This is a genomic window from Microcoleus sp. Pol7_A1, assembly GCF_036701085.1.
GTDB lineage: Bacteria > Cyanobacteriota > Cyanobacteriia > Cyanobacteriales > Microcoleaceae > Microcoleus > Microcoleus asticus.
In genome coordinates this window covers 40,000-66,985 of sequence record NZ_JAUBQD010000028.1, presented here as the reverse complement: position 1 = coordinate 66,985, position 26,986 = coordinate 40,000, and the positions used below count along the sequence as shown (strand labels likewise).

Annotated in this window: 16 protein-coding genes, 1 tRNA gene and 1 pseudogene; 4 read left to right on the top strand and 14 right to left on the bottom strand. The window is 47.9% G+C overall.

The window, feature by feature from the left end:
* Positions 1-218: 218 nt before the first annotated feature.
* A pseudogene (locus tag QUA20_RS16995) lies at positions 219-672 on the bottom strand (transposase); the annotation flags it as partial.
* 191 nt (positions 673-863) lie between these two features.
* Between QUA20_RS16995 and hetZ the strand changes: the two are divergent.
* From hetZ to QUA20_RS16980, 3 genes are all read left to right on the top strand, one after another.
* Positions 864-2,045: a heterocyst differentiation protein HetZ gene (gene hetZ, locus QUA20_RS16990; RefSeq protein WP_172190680.1), complete on the top strand. Its 1,182-nt coding sequence runs from the start codon at positions 864-866 to the stop codon at positions 2,043-2,045.
* The gene (locus QUA20_RS16985; RefSeq protein ID WP_333190103.1) at positions 2,038-3,108 is read left to right on the top strand and encodes a hypothetical protein; all 1,071 of its coding nucleotides are present in this window, start codon (positions 2,038-2,040) and stop codon (positions 3,106-3,108) included. The genes hetZ and QUA20_RS16985 overlap by 8 nt, the downstream gene beginning before the upstream one ends.
* A 270-nt stretch (positions 3,109-3,378) precedes the next feature.
* Positions 3,379-5,742, top strand: a complete 2,364-nt coding sequence (locus QUA20_RS16980; protein WP_333190100.1) for a transglutaminaseTgpA domain-containing protein — start codon at positions 3,379-3,381, stop codon at positions 5,740-5,742.
* Positions 5,743-5,815: 73 nt separating this feature from the next.
* Here QUA20_RS16980 and QUA20_RS16975 read toward each other — a convergent pair whose 3' ends face one another.
* Positions 5,816-9,004 (bottom strand): leucine-rich repeat domain-containing protein, encoded by a 3,189-nt coding sequence (locus QUA20_RS16975; RefSeq protein WP_333190098.1) that lies wholly within the window; start codon positions 9,002-9,004, stop codon positions 5,816-5,818.
* Positions 9,005-9,378: 374 nt separating this feature from the next.
* Here QUA20_RS16975 and QUA20_RS16970 point away from each other — a divergent pair, with 374 nt between their 5' ends.
* Positions 9,379-9,504, top strand: coding sequence for a hypothetical protein (locus QUA20_RS16970; protein WP_333190096.1), 126 nt, complete (start codon positions 9,379-9,381; stop codon positions 9,502-9,504).
* A 220-nt stretch (positions 9,505-9,724) separates the two neighbouring features.
* Here QUA20_RS16970 and QUA20_RS16965 read toward each other — a convergent pair.
* The 12 genes from QUA20_RS16965 to QUA20_RS16910 form a co-directional block, all read right to left on the bottom strand.
* Positions 9,725-9,806, bottom strand: a tRNA-Leu gene (locus QUA20_RS16965).
* Positions 9,807-10,029: 223 nt separating this feature from the next.
* On the bottom strand, positions 10,030-10,740 hold the full coding sequence (locus QUA20_RS16960; RefSeq protein ID WP_333190095.1) for a peptidoglycan-binding protein: 711 nt from the start codon (positions 10,738-10,740) through the stop codon (positions 10,030-10,032).
* Between the two features lie 631 nt (positions 10,741-11,371).
* Positions 11,372-13,792: a sucrose synthase gene (locus QUA20_RS16955; RefSeq protein ID WP_333190094.1), complete on the bottom strand. Its 2,421-nt coding sequence runs from the start codon at positions 13,790-13,792 to the stop codon at positions 11,372-11,374.
* Between the two features lie 130 nt (positions 13,793-13,922).
* On the bottom strand, positions 13,923-15,446 hold the full coding sequence (locus QUA20_RS16950) for a carboxypeptidase M32 (RefSeq protein WP_333190092.1): 1,524 nt from the start codon (positions 15,444-15,446) through the stop codon (positions 13,923-13,925).
* A gap of 79 nt (positions 15,447-15,525) precedes the next feature.
* Positions 15,526-16,728 carry a tetratricopeptide repeat protein gene (locus tag QUA20_RS16945; RefSeq protein WP_333190091.1) on the bottom strand — a complete coding sequence of 401 codons (1,203 nt, stop codon included), beginning with the start codon at positions 16,726-16,728 and terminating at the stop codon, positions 15,526-15,528.
* A gap of 437 nt (positions 16,729-17,165) precedes the next feature.
* Positions 17,166-17,300 (bottom strand): TPR end-of-group domain-containing protein, encoded by a 135-nt coding sequence (locus QUA20_RS16940; protein WP_333190160.1) that lies wholly within the window; start codon positions 17,298-17,300, stop codon positions 17,166-17,168.
* The gene (locus tag QUA20_RS16935) at positions 17,258-19,483 is read right to left on the bottom strand and encodes a tetratricopeptide repeat protein (protein ID WP_333190089.1); all 2,226 of its coding nucleotides are present in this window, start codon (positions 19,481-19,483) and stop codon (positions 17,258-17,260) included. The genes QUA20_RS16940 and QUA20_RS16935 overlap by 43 nt, the downstream gene beginning before the upstream one ends.
* On the bottom strand, positions 19,480-20,820 hold the full coding sequence (locus tag QUA20_RS16930; RefSeq protein WP_333190087.1) for an ATP-binding protein: 1,341 nt from the start codon (positions 20,818-20,820) through the stop codon (positions 19,480-19,482). Before QUA20_RS16930 ends, QUA20_RS16935 begins: the two co-directional genes overlap by 4 nt.
* Positions 20,821-20,966: 146 nt before the next feature.
* Positions 20,967-21,485, bottom strand: a complete 519-nt coding sequence (locus tag QUA20_RS16925) for a Ycf51 family protein (protein WP_333190086.1) — start codon at positions 21,483-21,485, stop codon at positions 20,967-20,969.
* Between the two features lie 143 nt (positions 21,486-21,628).
* Complete coding sequence (locus tag QUA20_RS16920; RefSeq protein WP_333190085.1) at positions 21,629-22,690, bottom strand: adenylate/guanylate cyclase domain-containing protein; 1,062 nt, start codon at positions 22,688-22,690, stop codon at positions 21,629-21,631.
* The gene (locus QUA20_RS16915) at positions 22,687-23,061 is read right to left on the bottom strand and encodes a response regulator (RefSeq protein ID WP_172190694.1); all 375 of its coding nucleotides are present in this window, start codon (positions 23,059-23,061) and stop codon (positions 22,687-22,689) included. The genes QUA20_RS16920 and QUA20_RS16915 overlap by 4 nt, the downstream gene beginning before the upstream one ends.
* Complete coding sequence (locus tag QUA20_RS16910) at positions 23,054-26,770, bottom strand: response regulator (protein WP_333190082.1); 3,717 nt, start codon at positions 26,768-26,770, stop codon at positions 23,054-23,056. The genes QUA20_RS16915 and QUA20_RS16910 overlap by 8 nt, the downstream gene beginning before the upstream one ends.
* Between the last annotated feature and the right edge of the window lie 216 nt (positions 26,771-26,986).

Genomic DNA, 26,986 nt, shown 5'->3' with positions numbered 1-26,986 from the left:
TGCTAGAGCTTTACGCGGTATTGAGGAGAGCCTCCCTAGATCTAGAGGCTTAAATGCCTCAAAACTTCTAACATCTGAAAACAAATTTCTATAATAACCGCAATATTCATCGATACAATTAAGGGTAGGTGAAGCAGCAGGGTCTTTATCCATCTACGGCAATTGGGTTTGAGCAATAATTTTTCTTGATTATACTCTTCTGACAGTGACAGAAGAGCGATAAGCCGAATCAGGGAGATGTATATCATGGACTGTGAGCAAGCAAGCCGGTAATCGCCGATCGTCCTTGCTCAACCGTCGATACCAATTGAGCAACCAAAAGTTTTTTCAACCACCTATCTTTTTTTCAGTAAAACAAAGCCTTGGGTCTGTTGCAGTCGTAAAACCACCTGAATAATCCATCCCAAGCTATCCATCACCCACTTGAGAAACCGTTGGCCGCTGTCACCTCGATCGATCCAGATCAAATACAGCCGTGAAACCCTTTGTCCCATCTGGTAGACCGAAAGAGAGAACCTGTTTGCTCGCTTCACGTTCAGTAACATTTGCTGCTGTGACCACCACAGCACTAAGCCAAAGGTATCAACGGCAGTGTAACGTTTTCGCCTTTTGCTGCATGAAGGCTTTGTCAAACCGGACGCTGTGATGAACCATCGTTGCAGTGGCAACTGTTGAAACCAGGTTTTTAGCGGATGGCGCGTCCAGGACAGATTAAAAAAGCAGTCCTCAGTGTTTGCCCAAAGGAGGAGATCGAGGGCATTGCAGTTTGTCCTATCTGGGGAATACGGGGTAAAGTAGCGGTAGGAAAGATTTATCCATACTCTTACTAACTGTGCTACTTTCATTGTTAGCTGTAAACCATCATGCGGGAAATCTGCCAGAGCGTGGAAACCATATTTCAACTGCTGTTAGACGAACTTAAAAAGTCCACTCGCGCGTCTGAGCAGAACTGCCAAGATGTAGCAGGGCGACTCGCAGCAGAAGTCAACAGGATATGCACTGAAAGCCAGCGGATTCAAGCCTCCGGAGATATAGAAGGTTCAGCCCAGAGCCTCGCTCAGCACCGCTTGCAACAATGCCTCCACTATTACAATTTAGGCTCCGGGCCCGGGCGAGTAGAATTGCACAGTACCCTCAGCGCGATAGTCTATCGCTACATCACTCCTCCGCAGGTGCAGTCTAGCTATCAGGCGCGAGTAGAACTGATCAAAGATTTTTTGCAAGGATTTTATCTCGAAGCTTTAAAGGCTTTCCGGCGCGAAACCCAACTACCACTCACCTACAGTCCCCGCACTCGCTTAGAACTAGCAGAGTACATGGCCTTTGTAGAGCGCTTCGGCAAGCGGCGCATTCCTTTACCTCGGAACCGCAGCCAGCAACTAATTATTTTACGGGCCCAAACCTTTTCCCAGCAGCAGCCCAAAGAAACCTCCGTAGATATGGAACAAGCCGCCGACGGAGGGGCTTCTGATTCCGACCAAACTTGGAACGACACCTCGGTGCACTCGGTGCGAGAAGCGATGGCAGGACAGGGTTCGGCGGCAATTCGTCCGCTAGGCGACGAGTCAGAATCTCTGCGGCAAAACGTGATTGACGAATTAGTAGCTTACTTGAAAGAGCGCAACCAACAAGACTGCGCCGATTACTTCGTGCTGCGCTTGCAAGACTTGCCGACTAATGAAATAGAGTCGCTTCTGGGCATAACTCCCCGCCAAAGAGACTATTTGCAGCAGCGCTTCAAGTACCATTTGCTCAGGTTCGCCATGTCCCACCGCTGGGAACTCGTTCACCAGTGGCTGGAAGCAGACTTAGACCGCAATCTGGGTTTGCTGCCTTCTCAGTGGCAGGATTTTGGCGAGCAAATTGGCCCAGAGGGACAGCGTTTGCTAAAGTTGAAGCAACAAGGTCTGTCAGAGTCAGCGATCGCGCAAACCCTCGGCAGCACGGTAGCCCAGGTACAGAAACGGTGGTTTAAATTGCTGGAACTTGCCTGGGAATTGCGAAATCGTTCAGATTCCGGAGAAGGGGCATCTAGTGATGAATAACGAAACGAACAGGGATGCAGAGGCTTTCGAGCGCCATTTTTTAGACTGGATATTGCAGGCGCCAATCGCGAATGTCTCTAGCGAAGATGAGGAAAACCTCAATCCGCCCCCTCGCTCACAAGAGTGGGGCGATACAGAAGAGAATTCCGGGGTGGAATACTGGGAATGGGACGAACCAGACCCGCTGGACTATCAAGTGGGGGGGCACAACAATGCACCCGCACAACCGCTGACAATTGGAGAAATACCGACCGTGCAAGACCGTTTTCAGACCTTGTTAAAACAAAGGCTTAGAGCCGAAATTGAATCCAACCCGCCGCTGTTCCCCTGGGAAACAGAATTCAAAAGCTACGACCACGATTACCCAGACGATGTAGCCCCGCAATGGGTTCCCCCCCTACACCTCTGGACTCCCCAACTACAAAATATCAGGTGGGGCCGCCTGCCAATTCCGATCGCCCAAGGGGTTTTTGCTCAACTGCTAGAACCTTGTCAGGAACTGGTAATGTCGTCGCTGCGGCAAGGCTCGAAGTTAGTTCGCGCTGTAGATAGCTTGTTTCCGGGCCAGTCTCAGGAACTCAACGAATTAGCTGGTTTAGTGCTCAGAGGTTCTTTGCGGGGACTTCTAGATTTAGAAGATTTCCCGAATTACGAAGCGGCGAGTACCGATCAAAAAATGGTGCTGTCGCTGTTGGCCGCCAAGGAAATCATTGAGTCTCTAACTTTGGATTGTCCTGTGAATCAGCCGCCGGTTTCGCGGGAGTGGCTGACAGGTTTGGGTTCGCTGACTCTGGAGGCTCAATACCTGTCGAACCCCAACAGAGAACAGCCAATACCGTGTTTAAGAGTTGAGTGCCAATTTCCGGGGGCAGGAAGTTTGGAACTCAAGGGAGGAGATGCCGAAGCAACTGCACATCGTCCAAATTCCGGGCATTTAAGTGTGGAGTTGTTTGATCCACAACCTGACAAGACTTATGCCCTAGAAGTTCGATTCCAAAACTTCGAGACCCGACCTTTGATGTTTGCTATTCGTCCAATTTTGGCAGGACAAGATAGCAACTAGAAAGGTATAATTAGAGTAAATAATTTAGGTTTTTACTCTGTGGTTTGACCTCACACAAAAACAGATGCAATCCCTCGACTTCTGTCGTGGAAAGCAAAAAAAAAAAGATTTTAGTTAAAACCCAGATTTATCTGTGAAGTTAATCTGTGGATTCAATCTAAAATCTAATGACAGAGAAATAAGATTTAGATATTAGTTAAAACCCAGATTTATCTGTGGATTCAATCTAAAATCTAAAATCTAAAATCTAAAATCGTTGGATGGGTGCACATGACAACTGATAACCTGCGAAATATACCTGTTTTGGGTAAGCTGTGGGAGCAGATTGAGGCCATGCCTCCGCCGGTGATTGAGGATTCTTTACTGCTGCGAATCCTAGTTCAGTTGTTGGTAATTGTGGGGATTGTAGCTACTGACGTTGCTGCTGAAGAAGCCCTGAACCTGTGGGCTGTGCCTGTTAGTATTGTGGGAGCAACTTGGAGTTGGTACCGCCGCCGCGATCGCAATGTAGCTGCTAAGTTCTGCATAGCTATTGGAATGCTGGTGGCACTGTTCGCTTTTTTTAGCCGCTTGGTGGGAGAATTGAATGATACGCGGTTAGTTTTGGCGCAACTGTTAATCCAACTTCAAGTGCTGCACAGCTTCGATTTGCCCCGTCGCAAGGATTTGGGCTATTCGATAGTCATCGGGCTGATTCTGTTGAGCGTAGCGGCGACTCTCAGTCAAACCTTGACTTTTGGGCCGCTGCTGTTGGTGTTTTTGGCTTTAGCACTTCCAACTTTGGTGTTGGATTATCGATCGCGCTTGGGACTCTCAAAGGTAGAAGATAGAAAGCATTCGGTAGAAGGTAAAGAGAAAAAAAATAACTGGTCGTTATTTAGGGCTACTTTGTCTCCCAAATATTTTGGTTTGCTGCTGCTGATAACTGTCGGGTTGGGGCTGACTATTTTTGCGTTTTTGCCGCGCCTCCCTGGCTATCAGTTGCGGACTTTTCCGGTGAGTGCTCCTCTTGAATATCAGGGGGAGTTTGACTCGCGCAGCATTCTGAATCCGGGGTATGTCAGAGGGGGAAACCAACAAGGAACTGGCGGAGGGAGAGGGCGAAACCCAGACAAAGGGCCAGGAGAGGTGGACTCTACTTTTTATTACGGTTTCAACCAGCGCATCAATCAAAATTTGCGGGGGGAAATGAAACCTCAAGTGGTGATGCGGGTGCGATCGCAGGCTGCGGGTTTTTGGCGAGTATTAGGCTTTGACAAATACACCGGTCAGGGTTGGGAAATTTCTCGCAACGAACAAGCTCAAAAGCTGACTAGACCTAGGTGGTCTTATCAATTTTATCTGAATCCTTTTCCCAATGCGCCTCGGACTCAAGAAGTGATTCAAAGTTATACTATTGTTGCTCCAATGCCGAATTTGATTCCGGCTTTAAACAAGCCGAAGGAGCTTTATTTTCCGAGTCCAGAGGTGGCTATTGATGCGGAGGGGGGTTTGCGATCGCCTGCGGAATTGGGAGACGGGGTGACTTATACGGTGATTTCTAATGTGCCTTTCCGCGATCGAGCTGTGTTGGGGAAAACAGGTACTAATTACCCGAAAAATATTCGCAAGTTCTATTTGGATGTGCCGCCGGAAATTGCCCAGAAGGTGCGAGAAAAAACTCAAGAAATTTTGGCTGCAAGAACTCGAGTATCTCAGTCGGACAGACCGATCGATTCTCCCTACGAAAAAGCTTTGTATTTGGCTCAATATTTAAAGCAAAATCCGAATTACAAAATAGAAAAAGCTTTGCCTTTCTTAGAAGAAGGTGAAGATTTAGTCGAGGCTTTTCTGTTTGGCTACAAAAACACCCAGAACGGCAAAAAAGTTACAGGTGGATATGGAGACCACTTTTCGACGGTATTGACCATTATGCTGAGGTCGGTCGGGATTCCCGCGCGCCTGGTGGGCGGTTTCGATACGGGAGAATTCAACCCGTTTACTGGTTACTATGTTGTGAAAAATACCGACGCTTTTTTGATGACGGAGGTATATTTTCCCAATCACGGCTGGTTTGCTTTTAATCCGATTCCGGGTTATCCGCTGATTCCGGCTTCGGTGGAAGACAACCAGACTTTTAGTGCGCTGGAATCGTTTTGGAAGTGGATCGCGGGTTGGCTACCGACTCCTCTCAGAAGCGGGCTGGATTCAGTTATAGGTTTTGTAATTGGCTGGATCAGTTTGATTGTGGGCTGGTTTCTGGGACAGTTTGCTAAGGGTTGGGTGGGGTTATTTACTGGTTTGATTGCTGCGATCGCCTTTGGCTTTATTGGCTGGTTAATGTGGCAAGTGTGGCGCAAGTGGCGCCACCGCCGCTGGCTGGCGAAGTTGCCGCCGGTGGAGGGGGTTTATCAGGAAATGCTGAAGGATTTGGCGAGTAGGGGTTTTGCTAAGCAGAAAGCTCAAACGCCTTTGGAGTATGCTGAGGCAATGCGCGGGAATCATGCAACTGATGAAGCTGAGGTGATTGATGAAGTTTCGCAAGCTTACGTGCGGTGGAAGTATGGCGGCGAAGCGGGTAATTTGAACCAGTTGCGGCAGTTGGTGGAAAATTTGAGGCGATCGCACTTGAAGAAACTCAAAAAGTTAAGATAATATAAATTCTCAGTCGGACACGGCGCCGTGTCCTGACTGTGGTAATATTAATATCGCAAAAATCGCAAATAATTTACCGTGCCGATGGTAGCTTGAGTTCGATACCCAGTTTTTGACCGACATCGATCGCCTTACCAGCAAAATCCGTCACGCCAGCGACACCAACTCCGATCGCAGCCGCCGTCGCTAAAATAGCTTTTAAACTTTTCTTTAATCTAGCTGGATTCCTTTCGTTTTCCGGTTTCTTGATTTCGGATTCAACATCTTCAATATCGATAATTACACCCTCGCGAATGTCTTCTGGAAACTGGGCGGCGGTTTCACGCATTGATGAAATTAGTTTTAGCAGTTCGGCAGTATTGGCGTTATTGTTTTGGATAAATGCGTTATTGCTAACTGTGGCGTTGTCGCTGCCAATCACACCCGACATCTGGCCGTTGAAGTTGTTGGTTTTGGAAGAATCTTGAGTCATTTTTTTACCGTTGTTAACGTTGATATTGAATTGAATGCTAGAAGAATCTCCCAAATCGGGGCGATCGATTCCAGAAATTCGCTCTTTCTCTTCCCATTGTTGCAAATTGTCCGGGAAATCTTCCATCAAGCCGCGCACGTTGACCATTTGATAAGATTTGTCGCATTCGACTTCGTACCGGCGGTTGTCCAAACGGCGGCGCAAAGACTCAAAAGTGTAGGAGTGAGGGTCTTGGCTGCCTTTGCATTCGGTACAGTTGCAGGGGATGAATTCTTGGTATTTGAGGCGATTGTCGTAAGTCGCGTGAATTTTCCAGAGTTCGTGGCGGATGCGCTCTAAAAGAGATTTTTTGTGGTTGCCAGAAACTCGAATGCGGATTTCTCGTTGGTGGTAATTCTCGATAACTTCGGCCTTGGCGTAATCGTCGGCGAGGATGACTCCATCGCGCCAAACGATATCTCCCCTACCCTTTGGTAAAGAAGGTTGAGGGCGGTAGATTAACAAGTGCATTTCGACAATAAAACGGGTAATGATGCCTTTGGGCATGAAGTCGTATTCGTAGCGCAAAATCAGGTTATCGGTGTCGTCCCAGGTGTAATCGGGCGTTTCCTGGGGGAGAAGTTGCGGGGCGATGTAGCGTCTGGGTTGGCAGGGGATTTCGTAACACAGTTTGAAGTGTTTCATCAAGTGGAGTAGTTCGTCGTGCAAGTCTCGGTATTCTCTTTCGCACCAGATTTGTTTGAGGTTTTCCTGGGTGAAATACCCGCAGTTGGCGATGACTTCTGCGTTGTCGGCGACTTCTTTTTCGTCAGTAATTTCTTTCTTGCTGATGACTTTATAAACAGCATTGGTTGCCAATTCGGGACGCAGAATGACTATGTTTTTGAGGATGGGGTCTTTTTGGAAGTGGAGGATAATTCCCAAGTCGTGAAGGTATTTGCTGAGAGTCAGCATGGCGGGTTTATCGAATTTTTTAAAGCCTTGGCTGGCGCAGATGTCGAAAAATTCGCTGACTGCGATGTGGGTTTGGCATTGGGAATAGTTTTCTAAAATGTGGCGGACGCTTGCCCAGCGTTTGGGAACGGGCGTGCTGATGTGGTCGAGGGTGGCGATGCGGTTTTGGAGGGCGCGTTGGAGTTCTGCGAGTCCGCGATTGCTGGCGAGGTTGGTAGCGAAATCTTTTTCTAAGTTGGCAAAGTCGCGCCGCTGTTGGGAGAGGTTCATTTCGCAGCGGATGTCTTGTTTTTCGTTTTGGACGAGGAAGACGGGACTGCTGTTGCTGAGGAGTTCGACGGCACTCAGCCAGTAGCAGAGGTTGGGGTTTTGGCGGCGGTTATCGACGAGGAGGACGTACAGGGAACGTTCGGTGAGGAAAAATTGGTGCGTGGCGTGGTAGATTTCCTGTCCGCCAAAGTCCCAGAGGTGGACGCGGAAAGGTTTGCCGTTGGCTTGTGTGAATTCCCAGCGCATCACGTCGATGCCTTCGGTGGAGGGTTCTCGTTTTTTGAGTTCGTAATTGGGGTTGAGGAGTTTGTTGGCTAGGGTGGTTTTTCCCGATTCGCCTTCGCCGACAATCAAAAGTTTGGCTTCGTTGAGTTCTTCGGTGTCGTTGGGGTTGTGGGTTTGGAAGTAGAAGTCGAGAATGGTACGCAAATCGCCAGCATTATCCAAGAAGCTCTTTCCGCGCAGGATTTCCGGCGGAATTGGTATCGGATTACCCCGCAAATCTAGTTTTTCCAGCTTTTCCATGTCGCGAATCGCCTCTGGGATGGAGGTAATCTGATTGAAACTGAGCTCAAGCCTTGTCAGATTGGACAGTTGCCTGACGATCACCTCTGGGATGGAGGTAATCTGATTGTTACCGAGGTGAAGCTCTGTAAGATTCGACAGTTTGCCGATCACTTCTGGGATGGAGGTAATCTGATTGCCACTGAGGTAAAGCCCTGTCAGATTCGACAGTTGGCCGAGATCCTCTGGGATGGAGGTAATCTGATTCCTCCAGAGGTAAAGCTGTGTCAGATTCGACAGTTGCCCGATCGCCTCTGGGATGGAGGTAATCTGATTGTTACCGAGGTGAAGCTGTGCCAGATTCGACAGTTTGCCAAGCGCCTCTGGGATTTGGGTAATCTGATTGCCCATGAGGTAAAGCTCTGTCAGATTCGACAGTTTGCCGAGATCCTCTGGGATGGAGGTAATTTGATTGTAAATGAGGTCAAGCAGTGCCAGATTTGACAGTTTGCCGAGATCCTCTGGGATGGAGGTAATCTGATTGCTCCAGAGGTAAAGCCCTGTCAGATTCGACAGTTTGCCGAGCGCTTCTGGGATGGAGGTAATCTGATTGTCACTGAGGGAAAGCCCTGTCAGATTCGACAGTTGCCCGAGCTCCTCTGGGATCGAGGTAATCTGATTGCGACTGAGGGAAAGCCCTGTCAGATTCGACAGTTGCCCGATCACTTCTGGGATGGAGGTAATCTGATTGCGACTGAGGGAAAGCTCTGTCAGATTCGACAGTTGCCCGATCACTTCTGGGATAGCTGTAATCTGATTCGTACTGAGGTCAAGTATTTTTAAGTTGGTTAATTGAAGAACACCATCAGGAAACTCAGTTAACTTATTCCCAACCCATTCACTTTTCTCTTCATCAAACTTCCCCAACACCAACGTCTCAAGCTGCGTACACTTGCCAATCTCCGGCGGCAATTCCTCCAAGTCCAGCCCCGACAAATCCAGTTGGGTCAATTTTTCCTCGGCTGCCCGGTGAATTCGCCGCACTGCTTCCTCTCGCGTCATGCCCTTTGTCTCTCGGTAGGATTCATTTTATTGTGACAGGACTTTTTGTTGGGTGGGGAAAGCCTGCAGCAATCAGGACACGGCAGGAATCAGGACACGACGCGGTGCCGTTTTCCGAAAATTAATCTGGCGATGATTATAGATGATTATATCCGAGGGAGGGCGATGTCGATTATTTTGGGGTAGGGAAACGGCATTGCCGTGTCCAGAGTTGCCTACGCACCAAAACCAAAGAAACCGGGTTTTTTCCCTTTTCTACGGCTGTAACGCCTCTTCTGGGCAAAAACCCGGTTTCTGGGCACCCGCGCATAATCTGATTGCGCTCGCCAAATTTTCACTCTTTATACAGCCTCACCCTTTCAATCATCCGTTTGATGAGCAACAATCAGGCGATCGATTTCTTCGTGGTGGCGATCGTAATAACGCCAAGCATTCTCTCTTCTCGAAATCTGGCACAACAAGCACTAGCTGACAGTGAAGCCGAAGGATTTGGACTATGAAAAGATTGCTGAGAGCCAGGAAGTGCGAGGGATAAACTTTGAATTACTGTTGTGCTGCATTAATCTGGTTAATCATGTTGATGCTATCAAAACTTTTCAGCAAGCACTCAAGAACGATTAAAATAAGTAAGGGTTTTCAACTCACATTGAGTATCAAGCCACATAAAAAATACGCCCCCGACAATAGGTGGGGTTGTGTGTTTTACTATAAAAATTTTGATGCGGATAAAAGGACTTGAACCTTCACTCCTTTCGGAACCAGAACCTAAATCTGGCGCGTCTGCCAATTTCGCCATATCCGCATTTTGAGATTTAAATACTATAGCACACAACCGAGCGAGCGGTCAATCGATTTTAGATTTTAGATTTTAGATTTTAGATAAAATAAAGCGACCTACTGATAAATCCGCAGGCTTATGACCAAATTGCTCGATCGCTCAACATCGAGAAACCCGGTCATTTTTGGACACCGGGTTCAATCATGAGTTATCGCCACAGCAATTTTCCGTATTTTTCACTTGTCACTTACTTTTGGCCCAGCGCTTTCCAGGTTGTTTCGTCCACCATGCCGTTAGCCGTCAAACCCTTAAATTTCTGAAAGTTCTTGACAGCCGAAGTAGTGCGAGCGCCAAAAATGCCGTCGATAGGGCCCGGATCGTAACCCTGTATTTCCAAACGCACCTGTAGCGTCTTCACCTTGGAACCGACAGCGCCTTTATTTAGAAGAGTTGGAGGATTGCCGGGAACAGCAGCATTGCTCAGAATTGGAGCATTGCTCTGCACAGTTTCAGGAGCTGCCGCCGGATCTGCTGCTAAAGCTGTCCAAGTTTCCTTGTCCACAATGCCGTCTGAGTTCAAACCCTTAGACTGCTGAAATGCACGGACCGCCGATGTGGTCCGAGAACCATAGGAACCGTCGATCGTCCCTACCTTGAAACTGTGTACCTGCAAGCGCTGCTGTATGGCCGCAACTTCTGGCCCGTCAGCTCCCGCCGAGATTGTTTTTTCCTTTCTCACTGGCGGCTGCTCGCCCGCGTAAAAAGGCTTATTAAACATATCTGCTTGGGAATTTTCCTCGGGCGATGCTGACGCACCCGGATCGGCGGGAGCCGTAAAGTCTCTGCGGTACTGTTCCTGCACCAAGGGTTGGGAGTCGAAAGCAGCAGTTGCCTTTCGGGTCAAGGCGGGAGCGAGCAGAGCGAGCAAGCTGAAAATCGTAACAGTAGTCACACGCATAAATTTCATCCTGTTAGTGAGGTTTGACAAGGTTTCCCTGTTTTCTAGTTTCTAAATCTAATTGTATTACCCGGACTGCTTTATGAGACATATAGCAGAAGCAAGAAGGAAGAATCCCCTTCGACTTCGCGATCGGGTAACTAGAAGTCCGAAGAAAGGGGCAATCGACCGCATTGGTTTGAACCCTTAAGAAGCTCCTAAGCGTTTGGCGCGGTTGCTATATCTGCCCCGGCCTCTAGAAGAGAAGTTCGGCAATGGAGACACCAGCACTCAGAAGTTGCGAGTTGGAAGTTACGTGTTAGAAGTAGGGGCCGGTTCGCACTATTCCTAATAAACCCGGTTGATTCCGAAATGTTTCGTTACCGAAGCCAATATTGTCGTATAAACCACGTCTTTTAGCCTCAGTCTTAGGGTACAAAACCTGCAGTTATTCACAAATCTTTACAGGCGGATTTTGTACAAAGTTGCTCTATGACAGGCTAAGTTTTTTCCTTCAACCCCCCCGTAATATCAATTCCGCTTGTATCGGAATTATTAAACGGCTCTTGAGGCAGAGGATAAGGAGAAACGGAAGAGAGACATGAATAATTCCGATGCCAACATATTTGATATAAAAAGCAAAACTCGCCACTTATCGGTTTGCGTGTTCGGCCAATAAAGCCTTGGCTCTCGGCTTGTAAATTAGATAAAACAGCGATTCTATGTAGCGGAGCATATCTTCGCGGTTTTCCTTGGACGAGTAGTTCCAGAAACCGTAAGTCCGGGCCAGAGTCAGCAGCCTGGTAGTGTGAATTTTCCAGGTATACGTGCTGTAAACTCGGTCAATTCCTCGCGTGGAAATTTCATACCAATAGTTGGGATTGTGTTCGCATTTCGATAAAAAATCTAGAAGTTTTTGGGCGGTTTCCGGGTGGTTAGTCGGGTTGATATAAAACCCATTTACGCCATCTTGAATAATTTCCAGCGGGCCACCAAACTGTGTCCCGAAAGTGGGAATGCCGGTAATCATTGCTTCGAGAATTGTCAAGCCAAAAGCTTCAAATAATGCTGGCTGAACAAATATACCTTGGGTGTCGGCGATTACCCGGTAGATTTCGCCGGACAGGCTTTTGGAAAGCCTCACTCCCAGCCAACGAATTTTACCGTGAAGGTTGTATTGGTCGATAATTGCGTAGAGCTTTTTAATTTCTTCTGCTTCTTCGTAGTCTTCGGTTTCTTCGACCCGCAGCTTGCCAGCTACTAGAATTAAGTTGCATTTTTCTTGCAATTTCTGGCTTTTTCCAAACAATTCTGCTAAGCCTGTCAGGTTTTTAATGCGATCGAGCCGGGCCATCGAAAATAAAGGGCGCTTTTGCGGGTCGTCGAGTTTTCCAAAGACCTGTTCCGGGTCTTCTAGAGTAAACAGCAGTTCGTTGAGCCGATCGCGATCGCCTTGCACCCGGTCTTCTATCCGCGTGTAGGGAAAGTAGACGCTTTCGTTGACTCCCGGCGGCACAACGTTGAATTTAGGGCTGAACAGTTCAATCCCGTTCACAACGTGGTACAAATCCGGCATGGTGAAACAATTATAAGATTCGTACTGACCTACACTATCGGGTTGACCGACAATCTCTTGATAGGTGCTGCTGACAATACAATTAGCTGCATTCATAGCAATTATATCGGCAGTAAATTGCAGCGAAAAATGGTACTTTTCCTCGGATTCTTGCCAGTAGAGATTGCTAAACGAATATTTAGATTTTTCCAGCGCATGGGCAATATTGCACTGAGTAGTTTTGAGTTTGCGAGACAGCAAAAATGCTACCAAGTTGCCGTCAGAATAGTTGCCGACAATTAAATCTGGCTTGCCCTGAAACTCAGCCAGCAATTCCTTTTCTGCATCGATCGCGTAAGTTTCCAAATAAGGCCAAATCTCGAATCTAGAAATCCAATTTTGAGTCAGTTTGGGATTGAACTCCCGGAAGGGAACCCGCAAAATCCAAGTATTTTCTGTGCCGTGAACTTTTTCCAAACGTTCGTTGCAGCGCCTGCCGTCGCTGTTAGGAATTAACCGGGTGAGAATAATTACTTTAGGTTTGACTCCTAAACTATCGAGACCGGCAAGATGAATGTCTTCTTGCAGTTGTTTCTCTAAACTCTTGGCTTGATCGAGGACATAAACTACCTGACCTCCCGTATCCGGTCGCCCCAAAACTCCTTCTTGGCCGAACCAGCCGTGAGGAGAAACTAGGACGATTTTGAAAATCATCGGGATGCGAGAAATAAATGCTTCTAGGGTTTGTGGATCGGGGGCATCAATTAATTCGTCAAGAATTCCTAGGGTTTCATTCACGCGGGCTGCGGTATTTCCCCAACCTGCCTCGAAACCCATCAATTGCAGAACCAGTCGAAATCTTTCATAGGGTTCTTCTTCAGAAAGATCGCTGACAAAGGTGAGGGCTTTTTTGATTTGTTCTGAAAGTTGTTCTTGGGATTTTATGCGATCGTTAATTAGTAATTGTATGCCGTTGTAGCGGTGAATTCCCAAGAAATTAAATAGAGTGTCCTGCGATTGTGTGGGGTCTTGAAACAGTTTGCTGGACAGGTATCGGTTGAGGAATTGCACTCCTTTGCCGATGTTTTTGGGGTCGCGAATTGTGGGGGAATTATCGTAAAAAGGGCCGAAATCTAGTTCGAGAATGTCGCCTTCTTGGGGGTGAAAGTGGTTGACGAAGCGATCGCGCACGTCGAGCAATTCTTGCACTGTCATCTGCTCAACAGTCAAGTCATCTGCAACTCGCAGTATTTCCATTGTAGCAATTTTTGGTCGCAGCAAGACGCAAAGACTGCCATCTTCGAGAATAATTTCCTGAACGTAGTAAATCAGTTTCCTTAAAAGAGAAGATTGATGGAACTGTTCGGGCTTTTCGTATTTGGTGCAGTAGGCGGCAAAAGCGTTAACTATGTCGTTTCGCAGTAAATATTTGTTTCCCAAAGCGCGTAAATCGCTGACAAACTGACGCAAGTCAGTTTTTTCGTCGCTGGCGATAACAGCCTGAAAGAGTTCAGACATACATACTCCCTTATTTATGATTTTTGATTTTATCTGTAAAAAAGGGCGATACTGTTTGAGTATCGCCCTTTTTTTTTTTTCTACTACTTTTTTTGTCATTTTAAAGTTGGCAATCTGAACTTGCTATCCCTCAAATGACATAAAATTCCCCGTATTTGTGGCGAATGTAACGGACAAAGGGATCGATACTTAAAGGTGAACCGGTAACGCGATCGATCAATTCGACGGCGGTGTATTTGCGGCCGTGCTGGTAGATGTTTTGTTTTAGCCAGTCGTGGAGTACGGTAAAATTGCCCTGTTCTATTTCTACGGGAATTTCAGGATTGATTTTTACTGCTGTTTCGTAGAATTGGGCGCTCATCAAGTTGCCGAGGGTGTAACCTTGGAACATTCCGCCGATCGTACCAACATACCAGTGAACATCTTGCATGGCGCCTTCGCTGTCGGTGGTCGGGACCACTCCCAGGTCGTTTTGATAGCGTTCGTTCCAAGCTTCGGGGAGGTCTCGCACTGCTAATTTTCCTTCTACCATTGCCAATTCTAGATCGAAGCGGATGGCGACGTGGAGGTTGTAGGTTACTTCGTCGGCGTCGGTGCGGATGAGCGATCGCGAGACTTTGTTAATTGCCCGGTAAAATGCGTCAGTGGATACCTGTCCCAACTGTCGCAAAAATACGCCTTGGAGTTGCGGGTAGAAACATTCCCAAAAACCGCGGCTGCGCCCGACCAAATTTTCCCAAAGTCGCGACTGACTTTCGTGCAAGCCGGAGGAAATGCCGCCTGCCAGAAGCGTGCCTTCAAATTCCGGGGAATTTCCGAGTTCGTAAAGAGCGTGTCCGGCTTCGTGGATGCTGCTGAAGAGTGCTTGATCCAGGTGATCTTCGTAGACGCGGGTGGTGATGCGCACGTCGTCTATGGAGAAGTTGGTCATGAATGGATGCAGGGTTGTGTCTTGGCGTCCCCGCTGGAAGTCGTACCCCATGCGTTCTACGATTGTGCGGGTGAATTCTAATTGCTGGGATTCGGGGAAGTGTTGGTGCAAGCAGGAGTCGTCGGCAGGAGGTTGGGAGGTTATGGCTTCGACTATCGGCACTAATTCTTGACGCAATTGGGCGAAAAGCGGGCGCAGCAGGGATACTTTCATGCCGTAGTCGCTACGATCGATCAAAGGATCGGCGATGTGTTCGTATCCGGGGAAAAACTCGGCGTACTGCCTGCTTAATTCTAGGGTTTTTTCGAGATACGGCTCGACGGCTGCGAAGTTGTTGGCTGCTCTGGCCGCGGCCCAAGCTTCGTAGCAGTCGGCTTGGTGGCGGCAGAGTGCTGACATGAAGGTTGCGGGGATTCTGGCGGCGCGATCGTAGTCTCTGCGGGCGATGCGGATCAGGCTGGCTGCGGTGGAGTCGTAGGGGAGGGTTTGTTCGTAGAAACGCAAGTCTTCTAGGAGTTCACCAATTTTGGGATCTGTAAATTTTTCGTGGGATATTTGTTTGAGAGTAGCCAACTGGCGGCCTCTGGCAGTTGCACCTTTGGCGGGCATATAAGTTGATTGATCCCAATGCAGCAACGACGAGGCTGATTCGATGTCCGTAACTTCTCTGAGGTGGGCTGCCAGTTGAGCGAATTTTGCTTGAGTTTTGTCTAGGGTTTGCATGATTGGGGTTTATGGTGCTGTTTTGCCTACAAAGGTTGCAGTGCGGCATCCGTATCCATCAATCATCGCTACCCTGAAATCAAGCTAAAAACCGCACTTCTTCCCGTATTGTACGCAATTTAGAGTCATTTTTGCACAGTTTCCGGTATTTATGGGGATTGAGTTCGATCGCCTCGGATAAGTTTTCGATCGCCAGCCGGATACTGGTGGCTACAAGTTCGGGGCTGTTTGTGAGTTCGCCTGCTGCTTTTTCCAGGGCGTAAACGCAAGCTTTTTGATAGTAAAGGTTTGGATCGTCGGGGTTGAGTGCGATGACTTTATCGTAGGAGGCGATCGCTTCGGTAAATCGTTGAATTGTTTTGAGGGCGACGGCGCGGTTGTACCAGGCTTCGGTGTTGTCTGGCTGCAACTCTACCGTTTTGTCCCACGAGGCCACTGCTTCTTCAAAGCGTTGTAACTTGGCGAAGGCTAAGCCGCGGTTGTACCAGGTTTCGCTGTCGTTTGGCTTGAGTGCGAGGGCTTTGTTCCAGGATGCGATCGCCGCTTCAAATTGTCCCATTTGTGCGATCGCCGTGCCGCGTTTGTTCCAGGCTTCGGCGGAATTCGGCCGCAGTTGCAGGGTTTTGTCGTAGGAGGCGACGGCTTCCGGGTAGAGTTTTTCATCAGCTAGGGCTATGCCGCGGTTGTACCAGGCTTGATGCAAGTCTGGTTTGAGTTCGATCGCTTTGTCGTAGGATGCGATCGCCGCTGTATTTTGGTCGCATTTTCTGAGGGTAAATGCTTTGTTGTACCAAGCTTCGCAGTAGTCTGGTTTGATGGCGATGGCTTTGTCGTAGGAGTTGATCGCTTCTGATAATTTTTCTAAGTTGACGAGGGTGTTGCCGCGGTTCGTCCAAGCTTCGTGGTAGTCTGGCTTGAAATCGATCGCCTTTTCGTAGGATGCGATCGCTTCTGAGAGTCTGTTGAGCTTCCGCAAAACGTTGGCGCAGTTATACCACGCTTCGGGATTGTTTGGTTTGATTTCTAGGGATTTGTTGTAGGCTGCGATCGCTTCTTCTAGCTGACCCAATTTTTTGAGGGCTACGCCTTGGTTGTACCGCGCTTCATAAAACTTTGGTTCGAGTGCGATCGCTTCTTCCCAAGATTCGATCGCAGCTTGGAATCGCCCCATTGCTTCTAGGGCGTTGCCGCGATCGTACAAGGTTTGAGCGTTTTGGGTGTTGACTGCTATGGATTTTTCCCCTGAGTCGATCGGCTTTTCTATGCTGGCTAATTTTTGCAAGGGGTTTCACCTCATTTTCTGTCTAATTGATTCTTTTCTTTTTTATATGCGATCTTTTTCGCCTGTGAGTGCTTTCGATCGATATTATTTGGTTATTTCTGGCAATTTTACAGGATTTTGGGAACTTTTTCAATTTTTTTCAATATAATCCTATCTCGGAGATTTGTAGGTATAGATTAATACTATTTTTTTAGATGACTGCGTAGAAAAGAGGAAAGGGCGATCGTACTGAGGTGTGACAAACCTCACCCAAGATATCATTTTCACGTAACCCTTTTGAGCGATCGGCGGTTGAAACCGCGTCTTGTCAAGCGAAGTCTGCCTTGGTAGACTAATAAATAATAAGAGTCTTTTTGAGGCTGTAAGGGCGGGTTTTACCAACAATAATGGCCTAAAACCGACAATCTCATAAACCCGCCCCGCCCAAGGGCAAATCCCTATTCTTGAATCAAGGCTTGAAACCGAGTATGCGATCGAATGCTGTCAAAATCCGAGTCAGTTTTTGCCATTTCTCGGTATTTGTCAGGGTTCAGATTGATGGCTTGCTGCAAATTCTGAATAGCTTTGTCAATCTGACCGTGTAACGCATAGCAGCAAGCTTTATTATAAAAATCCGATGTCTCATATTGTACCAGGCTTTGTCTTTGTCTAGTTTGAATTCTAAGGCTTTGTCGTAGGAGGCTATCGCTTCTTCCAATCTTCCTAAATTACCCAGTGCAATGCCCCGATTGTTCCAGGCTGCGTCATCATCTGGTTTGAATTCTAAGGCTTTGTCGTAGGAGGCTATCGCTTCTTCCAATCTTCCTAAATTACGCAGTGCAATGCCCCGATTGTACCAGGCTTCGTGGTAATCTGGTTTGAATTCTAAGGCTTTGTCGTAGGAGGCTATCTCTTCTTCCAATCTTCCTAAATTACCCATTGCACAGCCCCGATTGTACCAGGCTTCGTGGTAATCTGGTTTGAATTCTAAGGCTTTGTCGTAGGAGGCTATCGCTTCTTCCAACCTGCCTAAATTACGCAGTGCAACGCCCCGATTGTACCAGACTTCGTGGTAATCTGGTTTGATTTCTAAGGCTTTGTCGCAGGAGGCTATCGCTTCTTCCAACCTGCCTAAATTACCCAGTGCAACGCCCCGATTGTTCCAGGCTTTGTGATAATCTGGTTTGAATTCTAAGGCTTTGTCGCAGGAGGCTATCGCTTCTTCCCACCTGCCTAAATTACGCAGTGCAACGCCCCGATTGTACCAGGCTTCGTGTTTATCTGGTTTGAATTCTAAGGCTTTGTCGCAGGAGGCTATCGCTTCTTCCCACCTGCCTAAATTATCCAGTGCAACGCCCCGATTGTTCCAGGCTTGGTGTTTATCTGGTTTGATTTCTAAGGCTTTGTCGTAGGATGCGATTCCTTCTTCCAACCTGCCTAAATCATCCAGTGCACAGCCCCGATTGTACCAGGCTTCGTGGTAATCTGGTTTGATTTCTAAGGCTTTGTCGCAGGATGCGATCTCTTCTTCCAACCTGCCTAAATTACCCAGTGCAATGCCCCGATTGTTCCAGGCTTCGTGGTAATCTGGTTTGATTTCTAAGGCTTTGTCGTAGGATGCGATCTCTTCTTCCAACCTGCCTAAATTACCCAGTGCAATGCCCCGATTGTTCCAGGCTTCGTGTTTATCTGGTTTGATTTCTAAGGCTTTGTCGTAGGATGCGATCTCTTCTTCCAACCTGCCTAAATTACCCAGTGCACAGCCCCGATTGTACCAGGCTGCGTCATCATCTGGTTTGATTTCTAAGGCTTTGTCGTAGGATGCGATCTCTTCTTCCAACCTGCCTAAATTACCCAGTGCAATGCCCCGATTGTTCCAGGCTTCGTGTTTATCTGGTTTGATTTCTAAGGCTTTGTCGTAGGATGCGATCTCTTCTTCCAACCTGCCTAAATTACCCAGTGCACAGCCCCGATTGTACCAGGCTGCGTCATCATCTGGTTTGATTTCTAAGGCTTTGTCGTAGGATGCGATCGCCTTTGCATATTCTTCAGCATAGCGATACAATAAACCTTGTTCATAAAACAATTCTGCTTGTTGTTCGGGTGTTTGCCCATCCTCATCAATTAAAGATTGAATCCTCACCAATTCCCGTTTTCTTTCTTGGGGAGTCAAAGCTAGATAATCTTCTGAATTCCTTCTTTCGGAACAAGCCTGCCGTGATTCGAGTTGCAGCAGTTCTTTATCCATTGACAACTTAAATAAACTCGATCGCCAATCAAAGAAATCCGGCGCCCGCTGAATAAAATAATCAATAGCAAACTTAGGCAACAGAAAAACAAAACAGATTTTAAAATTATCTCGAAATCGTTCTCGCTGCTGGTTTAAATTAATTAAAACAGGCGGCACACCCCGCCAACTATAAGAGTAAATATCCTTGCTTTCCCAGCCGAGCTCCTTTTTTTCTTGTTCGTATTCATAAAGTGAATATTCTAAACCCTGGACGAATAGGACATTGATGCGATCGCGATTTGGCAACTCTTCAATTAGATTGTAAAAATCATAAACCGACTTTTCCAGCCGCAAAACCTCAATCTTTTGCTGCGAAATATCTGTTTTAACTCTAGCAATCCAGCGTTCTCCCTCCGCCGGCGAACACTCCACAAATAACAAGCTAAAGCCTTTTGTCCGCTTGATAGCGCGTATCAGATCTCGATATTCTTCCTCCGGTTCTGCGGGCGGTAAATCTTCGTCCCAATCAATTGCTTCTGGTTTCATGGCTGAAGTATAGCGACTGCTTCATTAAATTCCGGAATGCCTTTAATTAGCGGGTGAACATCATACCAAGAGTGCATATTTTCTTCTTCATCGAAGTATCTGTATTCCAAAATACAGCGACTAAATAGCAAATTGCGGTGCTGTTCGTCATTAAGTATCCGACGAGAAAGAGATACTTGTGCTAAAATAGACCATTCATTTTGTCCGGCAGTTTTGCGGTAAACATCCCGCAGGTTCGTAATTGCCCTTTTCGCTGCTTTCGCAGTAATGGGCAAATTATCCGTCTTGTTGAGAGCTTCTTGCATCATCAACATCAAATTCCTGACGTGGCCTCCACTCATCAAACACAGCTCTTCTAGAGTTTCTGCGGTATCAAAAACTGTTTCTAAAGATAAATGCGGCTCAACTTGTTTTACTCGCTTCTCAATCAACTCTTTCATTTTAGCAAGTCCCGGCGGGTGAACTTCACCGCTGGGTTTGCGTACCATAATCATTGGTAGCACTTTGGGAGGATTGCTATAATTATTGCTTAAATCGGCAGCGCGGTTAGAATGCACCATCGAAATCGGTACGGTGTAAACTACGTGACATTTTAAAGCTTTGAGTTGTTCGCTGCGGTCTAAGAAAATTTCATCGAGATTGCTGCGTCCCCCTGGGTCTTTGGAAAACGGCACAATCCGATCTAAATTATCGGCTATCACAACCAGTTTTGAATATTTGCTGGGCAATTTCTTTTTAGCATTGACAATAAACTCATTCAACGCATCAATCAGCGTTAATGTGTAGGGATTAACTTTTTCTCTAATTTTTTGGCGCAAACTCGGTTCGTTTCTCACATTCGCCGTCAGCTTGGCAAACTGAGAAATTTGCATCTCTAAGTTTAATGTTTCAAAAGATACTTCTGACAGGGCTAAATCTTTTAAATCGTTCCAGCGGCTTTCCATCCAATCGCGCAAAGGTTTTGGGTCAGCATCTTTAATTGCTTCTAAAAAGTGCCTGGTGCAAGCGAGCAAAATATCTGTATATTCTGTATCTTCGGGATTGATATCTTGTTCGTCAGCAGCGAAATAAACGACAAAATAACCTTGTTTTTTTAGATGATCCTCTAGGCGCAGCAATTCGGTTGACTTTCCCGCCCCCCGGTGTCCGGCGTATAACTGATACTGATAAGTCATCTGTTTGGAACGCTGAATGTTGCGGCCCAAGTCTAGGGTAATATTGTCATCTCCTCGCACTTCTTGACAGTCAACATATTGCGGGTCGCCTGCTGGTAAGGGATAAAATGGGTTAAAGGCATCGGTGAGGTCTGTTAGTAATTGTTCTGTATTTGGATTCATAATTTTTTTTAGTATTTTTGGTTTTTTATAGGCTCAACCGCAGATTTAAGGCAGATGAACACGGATAAACGCAGATAGTTTTAACAAGAGCGATCGAAGCTATGCAAAAGGCTGGGTGCACATGGCGCACCCAACAATCACTACTTTTAGGCTTGATATTTTTTCAGAGTTGCGACTTTTTCGGGGAAGATTTCGATCGCCATTTTGTCATCATCACGAATCGCGAGCGATCGCCTCACCTCGCCCAAAAACAGCGGCTGCGACAGCCCCGGTTCAGGATGTACAACTGTACGAACCCGGATTGTCATGTAGTCTCTGCCCCTTCCAGAGCGCCCTGGAGAGTACAAATCCGCAGCGACTTGGCGCATCGTTGCTTCTAATTCCGATTCGGTGATCGTAGGCGGCACAGTAACTACTGTTTGAGCGCCGCCAGTATCGTAAACTAAAGAATAGCGAACTGCACCGGGAATTTCTGTGCGAGTAAACAGTCCCAAACCCAGACCGAATATACTCGCAGCGACTACGGTCATAAAACTTGTCACTCCTACCAATCGGAAGCGAATACCCCATTTGAAGATAAATGCTATAACAGTTAGAATAGCCAAGGCTGCTGTCAGAATTCCCGCCCATTGGGCGTAGATTAAAAGGTTAGAATTTACGCTCATTTGTCAATTTGGTAATTGGTCGTTTGGTCATTTGTCATATCGTTTCCCGTGGGATGGGCACGATCGAGTCAAAGTCAATAATTACACCTTCCCCCACTCCCCACTCCCCACTCCCCATTATTCCGGTGCAACCGGAATTGATATCATGAGGCGTTTCGGGCCACAAGCAGATAAGTCATCATATCGCCTTTGCCCTTCACCGGAATCACGCCTCGCTCCTCAAAAACATACTTACCCCGCAGGCGCTCGTAGGTAGCAACTGTCACCTGAATGCTGCCGGGGACGCCTTGAGATTCCATCCGGGAAGCTGTATTTACCGTATCTCCCCACAAATCGTAAGTAAATTTTTTAGTACCGATTACCCCAGCTTCCACCGGGCCTGTGTGGATGCCGATGCGGATGCTGAGCGGCTGACCTCCCTTGGTGCGGATCTTAGTCATTGCTGCTTGAATGTCTAACGCCATTTCGGCGATCGACTCGGCGTGGTCGTCGCTGGGCGTCGGCAAACCGCCAACAACCATATAAGCATCGCCGATCGTCTTAATTTTCTCAAGTCCGTAGCGCTCGGCCAACTCGTCAAAAGCCGAAAAAATCTCGTTGAGCAACTCCACCAACTGGGCCGGCGACAAATGAGCCGAAAGCTTAGTAAAACCGACCAAATCGGCAAACATCACTGTTACCTCAGCGAAACTGTCGGCGATCGTACTTTCCCCGTGTTTCAGGCGCTGCGCGATCGCCTTCGGTAAAATATTTAACAGCAAACGCTCGGACTTTTCCTTTTCCAGAGCCAACTCGTGTAAATACGCCTGCTCCTTATCCCGCAGCCGCTTCTTTTCCAGACAAGCGCTAATCCGAGCCTTGAGCAATACCGGATTGAACGGTTTAGAAAGATAATCCTCCGCCCCCAACTCAATACACCGGACGATACTGTCGATATCGTCCACCGCCGAAATCATAATCACCGGGATATAGCGCAACTTTTCGTCCGCTTTCAGATTTTCCAGCACCTGATAGCCGTTCATTTGCGGCATCATAATGTCTAGGAGAACCAAATCAAAAGGATCTCTTCGCAACATTTCCAGAGCTTGGAGACCATCTTCAGCAACAGTGACCAAGTGGCCTTGACGCTGAAGTCGGCGGGCCAGCAAATCGCGGTTTACCTCATTGTCATCAACAACCAGCACGCTGCCCTCGTCACCTTTCATGTCATGGCCTCTTTCAGAAGCGTTTCAATTTTACCCAAAAGTCGGGGAAACTCGACCGGTTTGGTGTCGTAGTCGTCGCAGCCGGCGGCCAGACACTTTTCACGATCGCCCGCCATTGCGTGAGCCGTCAGAGCAATCACCGGAATCGTGCTAGTTTCAGGAGCCGCCTTAATTTGCTGGGTTGCTTGCCACCCGTCGAGCACTGGCAGACTCATATCCATCAGAATCAAATCGGGTACTTTCGCGAGCGCCATCGACACCCCCTCAGCACCGTCAACAGCAATAAAGACCTCGTGTCCCTTGCGGGCCAGACGCCTGGAAAGCATATCCCTATTCATTTCGTTATCTTCGACCAACAGGATTTTAGCCATTGGTGTTCTCCTTGCCTTTCGAGTCGTACCTGCGATCGAACCTGTCATTCACTATAGAGCGAACATCGCGCAACAAAGTATCGCAACTGTAGACTCCTTTTTGTAGCACCCGATCGACACAACCGTTAAGCTGCTGGCTTTCGGCCGGTGTCAGGTCTTTCCCCGCGAGCACAACAATCGGTATTGGATCTCCAGAGTACGATTTGCGAAGTTCGCCGATCAACTCAAAACCATCCATTTCTGGCAACATCCAATCCAGCAGGATCAGATGCGGTCGGGCAATTTCTAGCTGAGAGAGAGCCGCGCGCCCGCTGTCAGCCTCCGTTACTGCCCAGCCTTGTCTTTCTAGTATGCGTCGCAGTATTTCCCGCGTGGCAACGTCGTCTTCCACAATTAGAATCTGACAGGTCAAATTGTTACTTGCAACGCCGTCTTGGTCGCGCCGGTACTTGTTCAACAAGGTAGCCAGCCGTTTGCCGTCCACTGGTTTGGTGAGGTAGTCCGAGGCACCCAATGCAAAGCCGAGGCTTTTGTTGCCCACAAAGGATAGCAGGATTACGGGAATTTCGGCAAGATCTGGATCTGCCTTCAGCGCTGAGAGTACCGCCCAGCCGTCCATTCCGGGCATGATCACGTCGAGGGTAATCGCGTCTGGCCGCAGTTGCTTAGCGAGCCGGAGAGCTTGCTCGCCGCCGCCGGCGACTTCGATGTGCAGCCCTTGGCGGCTGAGGGCGCGCTGGATCAAATCCCGCGATATGGGGTCGTCATCAACTACCAGCACCGTGCCGACAGCGGGGGCGACCGGAGGGCTAGTGCTGTCGCGGACTTTGTTGGCGATTTCCGGCTGTTGGATCGCGCTGGGCAAGAGCACGGTGAAAGTGCTGCCTGCGCCCAGCGTGCTGCTGACCTCAATGCTGCCACCCATCATATGACAGAAGCGCTGGCTGATAGCTAGTCCCAAACCCGTGCCGCCGTACTTGCGGGTAGTCGAGGCGTCAGCTTGGGTGAAAGGTTGGAAAACTCGCTGCAATTGCTCTTTTGTCATGCCGATACCGCTGTCGGCGACGCGGAAACTGAAAAATTCGGAGTTAGAAATTAAAATTTGGGAAGATTCCTCTTGATTGTTCATTTTTAATTGTTCATTTTTAATTCTTTCCACCCCGATCGCAATTTTCCCGTTTTGGGTGAACTTGGCAGCGTTGCTGAGCAGGTTGAGCAGCACTTGCCGGACTTTGGTCATGTCGGCGTGCATGGTGTCGAGGTTGTCTGGACAGTAAACTTCTAGGGTATTACCATTTTTCTCGACCAGCGGCCTGGCCGTGGCGACAGCACTTTCAATTAAGGGATGGATGTCGAAGGTTTCTAAGTAGAGATCCATTCGGCCTGCTTCAATTTTAGAGATATCTAGGATGTCGTCGATCATCGACAGCAGGTGTTTGCCGGCGCTGCGGATTTTTTCGAGGTCGGGGACGAAAGCTTCATCGCCCAATTCTTCAGCTTCTTCTTTAAGCATTTCGCTGTAGCCGACGATCGCATTGAGCGGTGTGCGCAGTTCGTGGCTCATGTTGGCAAGAAATGTGCTTTTTGCCCGGTTGGCTGATTCTGCTGCTTCTAGGGCCGACTGCATGGCGGATTCTGCCTGTTTGCGATCGGTGATGTCTTGGACTGTGCCTTCGTAGTACAAAACGCTGCCGCTTTCGTCGCAGATGCTGCGCGCGTTTTCGGAAATCCAGATCGTGCTGCCGTCTCGGCGGTATATTTGGGATTCAAATTTTGATATTTGACGGCGCACCCCCAATTGGGCAATAAACTCGGCGCGTCGCTTGGGGTCTACGTAAAGTTGGCGGTTGAGGTTTGCGAGTTCGGCGAGCATTTGGGTAGAGGATTCGTAGCCGTAAATCCGGGCTAGTGCGGGATTGGCACTGAGGTAGCGCCCGTTTGGGGTGGTCTGGAATATGCCTTCGACTGCGTTTTCAAAGATGCTGCGGTATTTTGTTTCGGCTTTTCTCAAGGCTGCTTCTGCTCGCTTGCGCTCTAGGGCATTGGCGAGCATTTCTCCTACCATTTTTAGCTGTGTGGATATTTCTGGCGATGGATTTGCTATTTGCTTTAAGGCATCGAATCCGAGAAATCCTACTAGGTTTTTACTGCAAATTAGGGGAATAATTATCAGCGATTGGATATTTTTTAGCTGTTTTTTTGATTCTAAATTATTGAGGGAAGCGCCAATCGAAGGTATTGAGGCGATTGCTGTTTTATTGGCTGTTGTGGATGGGGAGTCTTTCTGGAATTCTGCTGGGTTTTGACCGATAAAATAGGCAATTTCAGTTTTGGCTGGGGGCGCGAGTTCGCCGATTTCTGGAATATAAAGGCATTCGGCGCGATCGAGCTTTTCTGCGATCCAAGGGATTTTTGCGATGTTTATTTGTTTGTCGGTGCTGCCTTTTATTACCGGAATGCCGTCAGCGCACCACTCGTAGGTTTTGTCGGCGCGGGTTTTGTCTTGAGATAACAGGTAGATGTAACTGCGGTCAAACCCGCTCAAAGTGGCGATCGCTTCCAGAGTTCGATCGATGCTTTTGTCTATTCCCGATGCGGTCTGACTGATGAAATGAGTTGACCAACTGGCAATCAACTGATTTAATTCTACTTCATACTGCAAAGATTGTTCTACTTTTTTGCGATCGGTAACGTCTCGAAAGCTCCCGACTCTCCCGACTCTGTTCGCTCCGACTTTTTTTGATGGTAACGAATTTAATTCGATAATTTTTCCGTCTTTATGTTCTAATAATTCGCTAATTTGAGTATCTGGATCTGCCGACACTTCGCTCGCGTTTTGGAGAAATCCTTGGGGGTCTTTTAATTGTTCTCGGGCGAAGGGGAATCCTGTTTCGATGTTTTTTTTAACAGTGCCGAAGGTCGATCGGCTCAAGTTTCCTTGGCTGGCGGATAAACCCCACATCTCGACAAAATTCTGATGAAAATTGCATATATTGCAGTTTCTGTCAACCGCTATAATTCCAGCATCTGTAAATTCTAGAACGGCTTGCAGCATCGAGAGCGATTGCTTGTGTTCTCTAATGTCAAAAAACACCAAGACTGATATTTCGCCGCCCTCAACTGCGGGATTGAAAAAATAGGAAACTGGTAAAATCTTGCCGTCGCGGCACAGAAACTCGTCGTCCCAATTGCTGCAAGGTTGACCGGAGGCGATCGCCTCTTGTAAACCTAGTGTAGGTGCGATCGCTGCATCTTCACTCTTGCTTGGCAACTGTTTCCGAGGCGTCAAAACTTGGGATTTCTTGCTTTGATTTGGGTGACGGGCGATGCGCTTTAGCAGAGAAACGCCTGCAAGTTCCGACTCTCGCCACCCCAGCAAGCGTTCGGCCTCTGGATTCACCGAAATGACAAACCCCTTGGCGTCAAGGATACACAATCCCGCCCCCAAACTGTTGACAGTCGCCCGCAGCCGATCGATTTCTGAAGCTGCTGGAGAGTCTTGAGGCGACTGGGGCGAGGAGATCAAATCCTGTAGCGCCACCGGATCGGAGTTCAAACAAGCCTCCCGCAGCGGTTCCTCCTCACTCCGAGCTCCGTCGTAGCTACAACTTACCTGCTCTAAGAATAGCTGCCACTGCTCGGCATTGGGAGGGGGCGACTCGCTGGCTAAACCGAGCTGTTCGAGTTGGCGCTGGAGGTGAGAATGCATAATTTCTGGCGCTTTGTAGGCAACTTTATACAGTATATCTTTTTAATTAATAGTATATATACCCCGCTATACAGTTACTGGAAAGGTACGGGATCGAACTTTCTCATAGGTTTGAGCGAAAAGCCGATCGAGCATCTCTGCTCTCCAAAATCTTTCCAACTGCGCTAATTATATTTATAGCAGATGTTGAAGACCCTTCGGCTCCCTTCGGCTTCG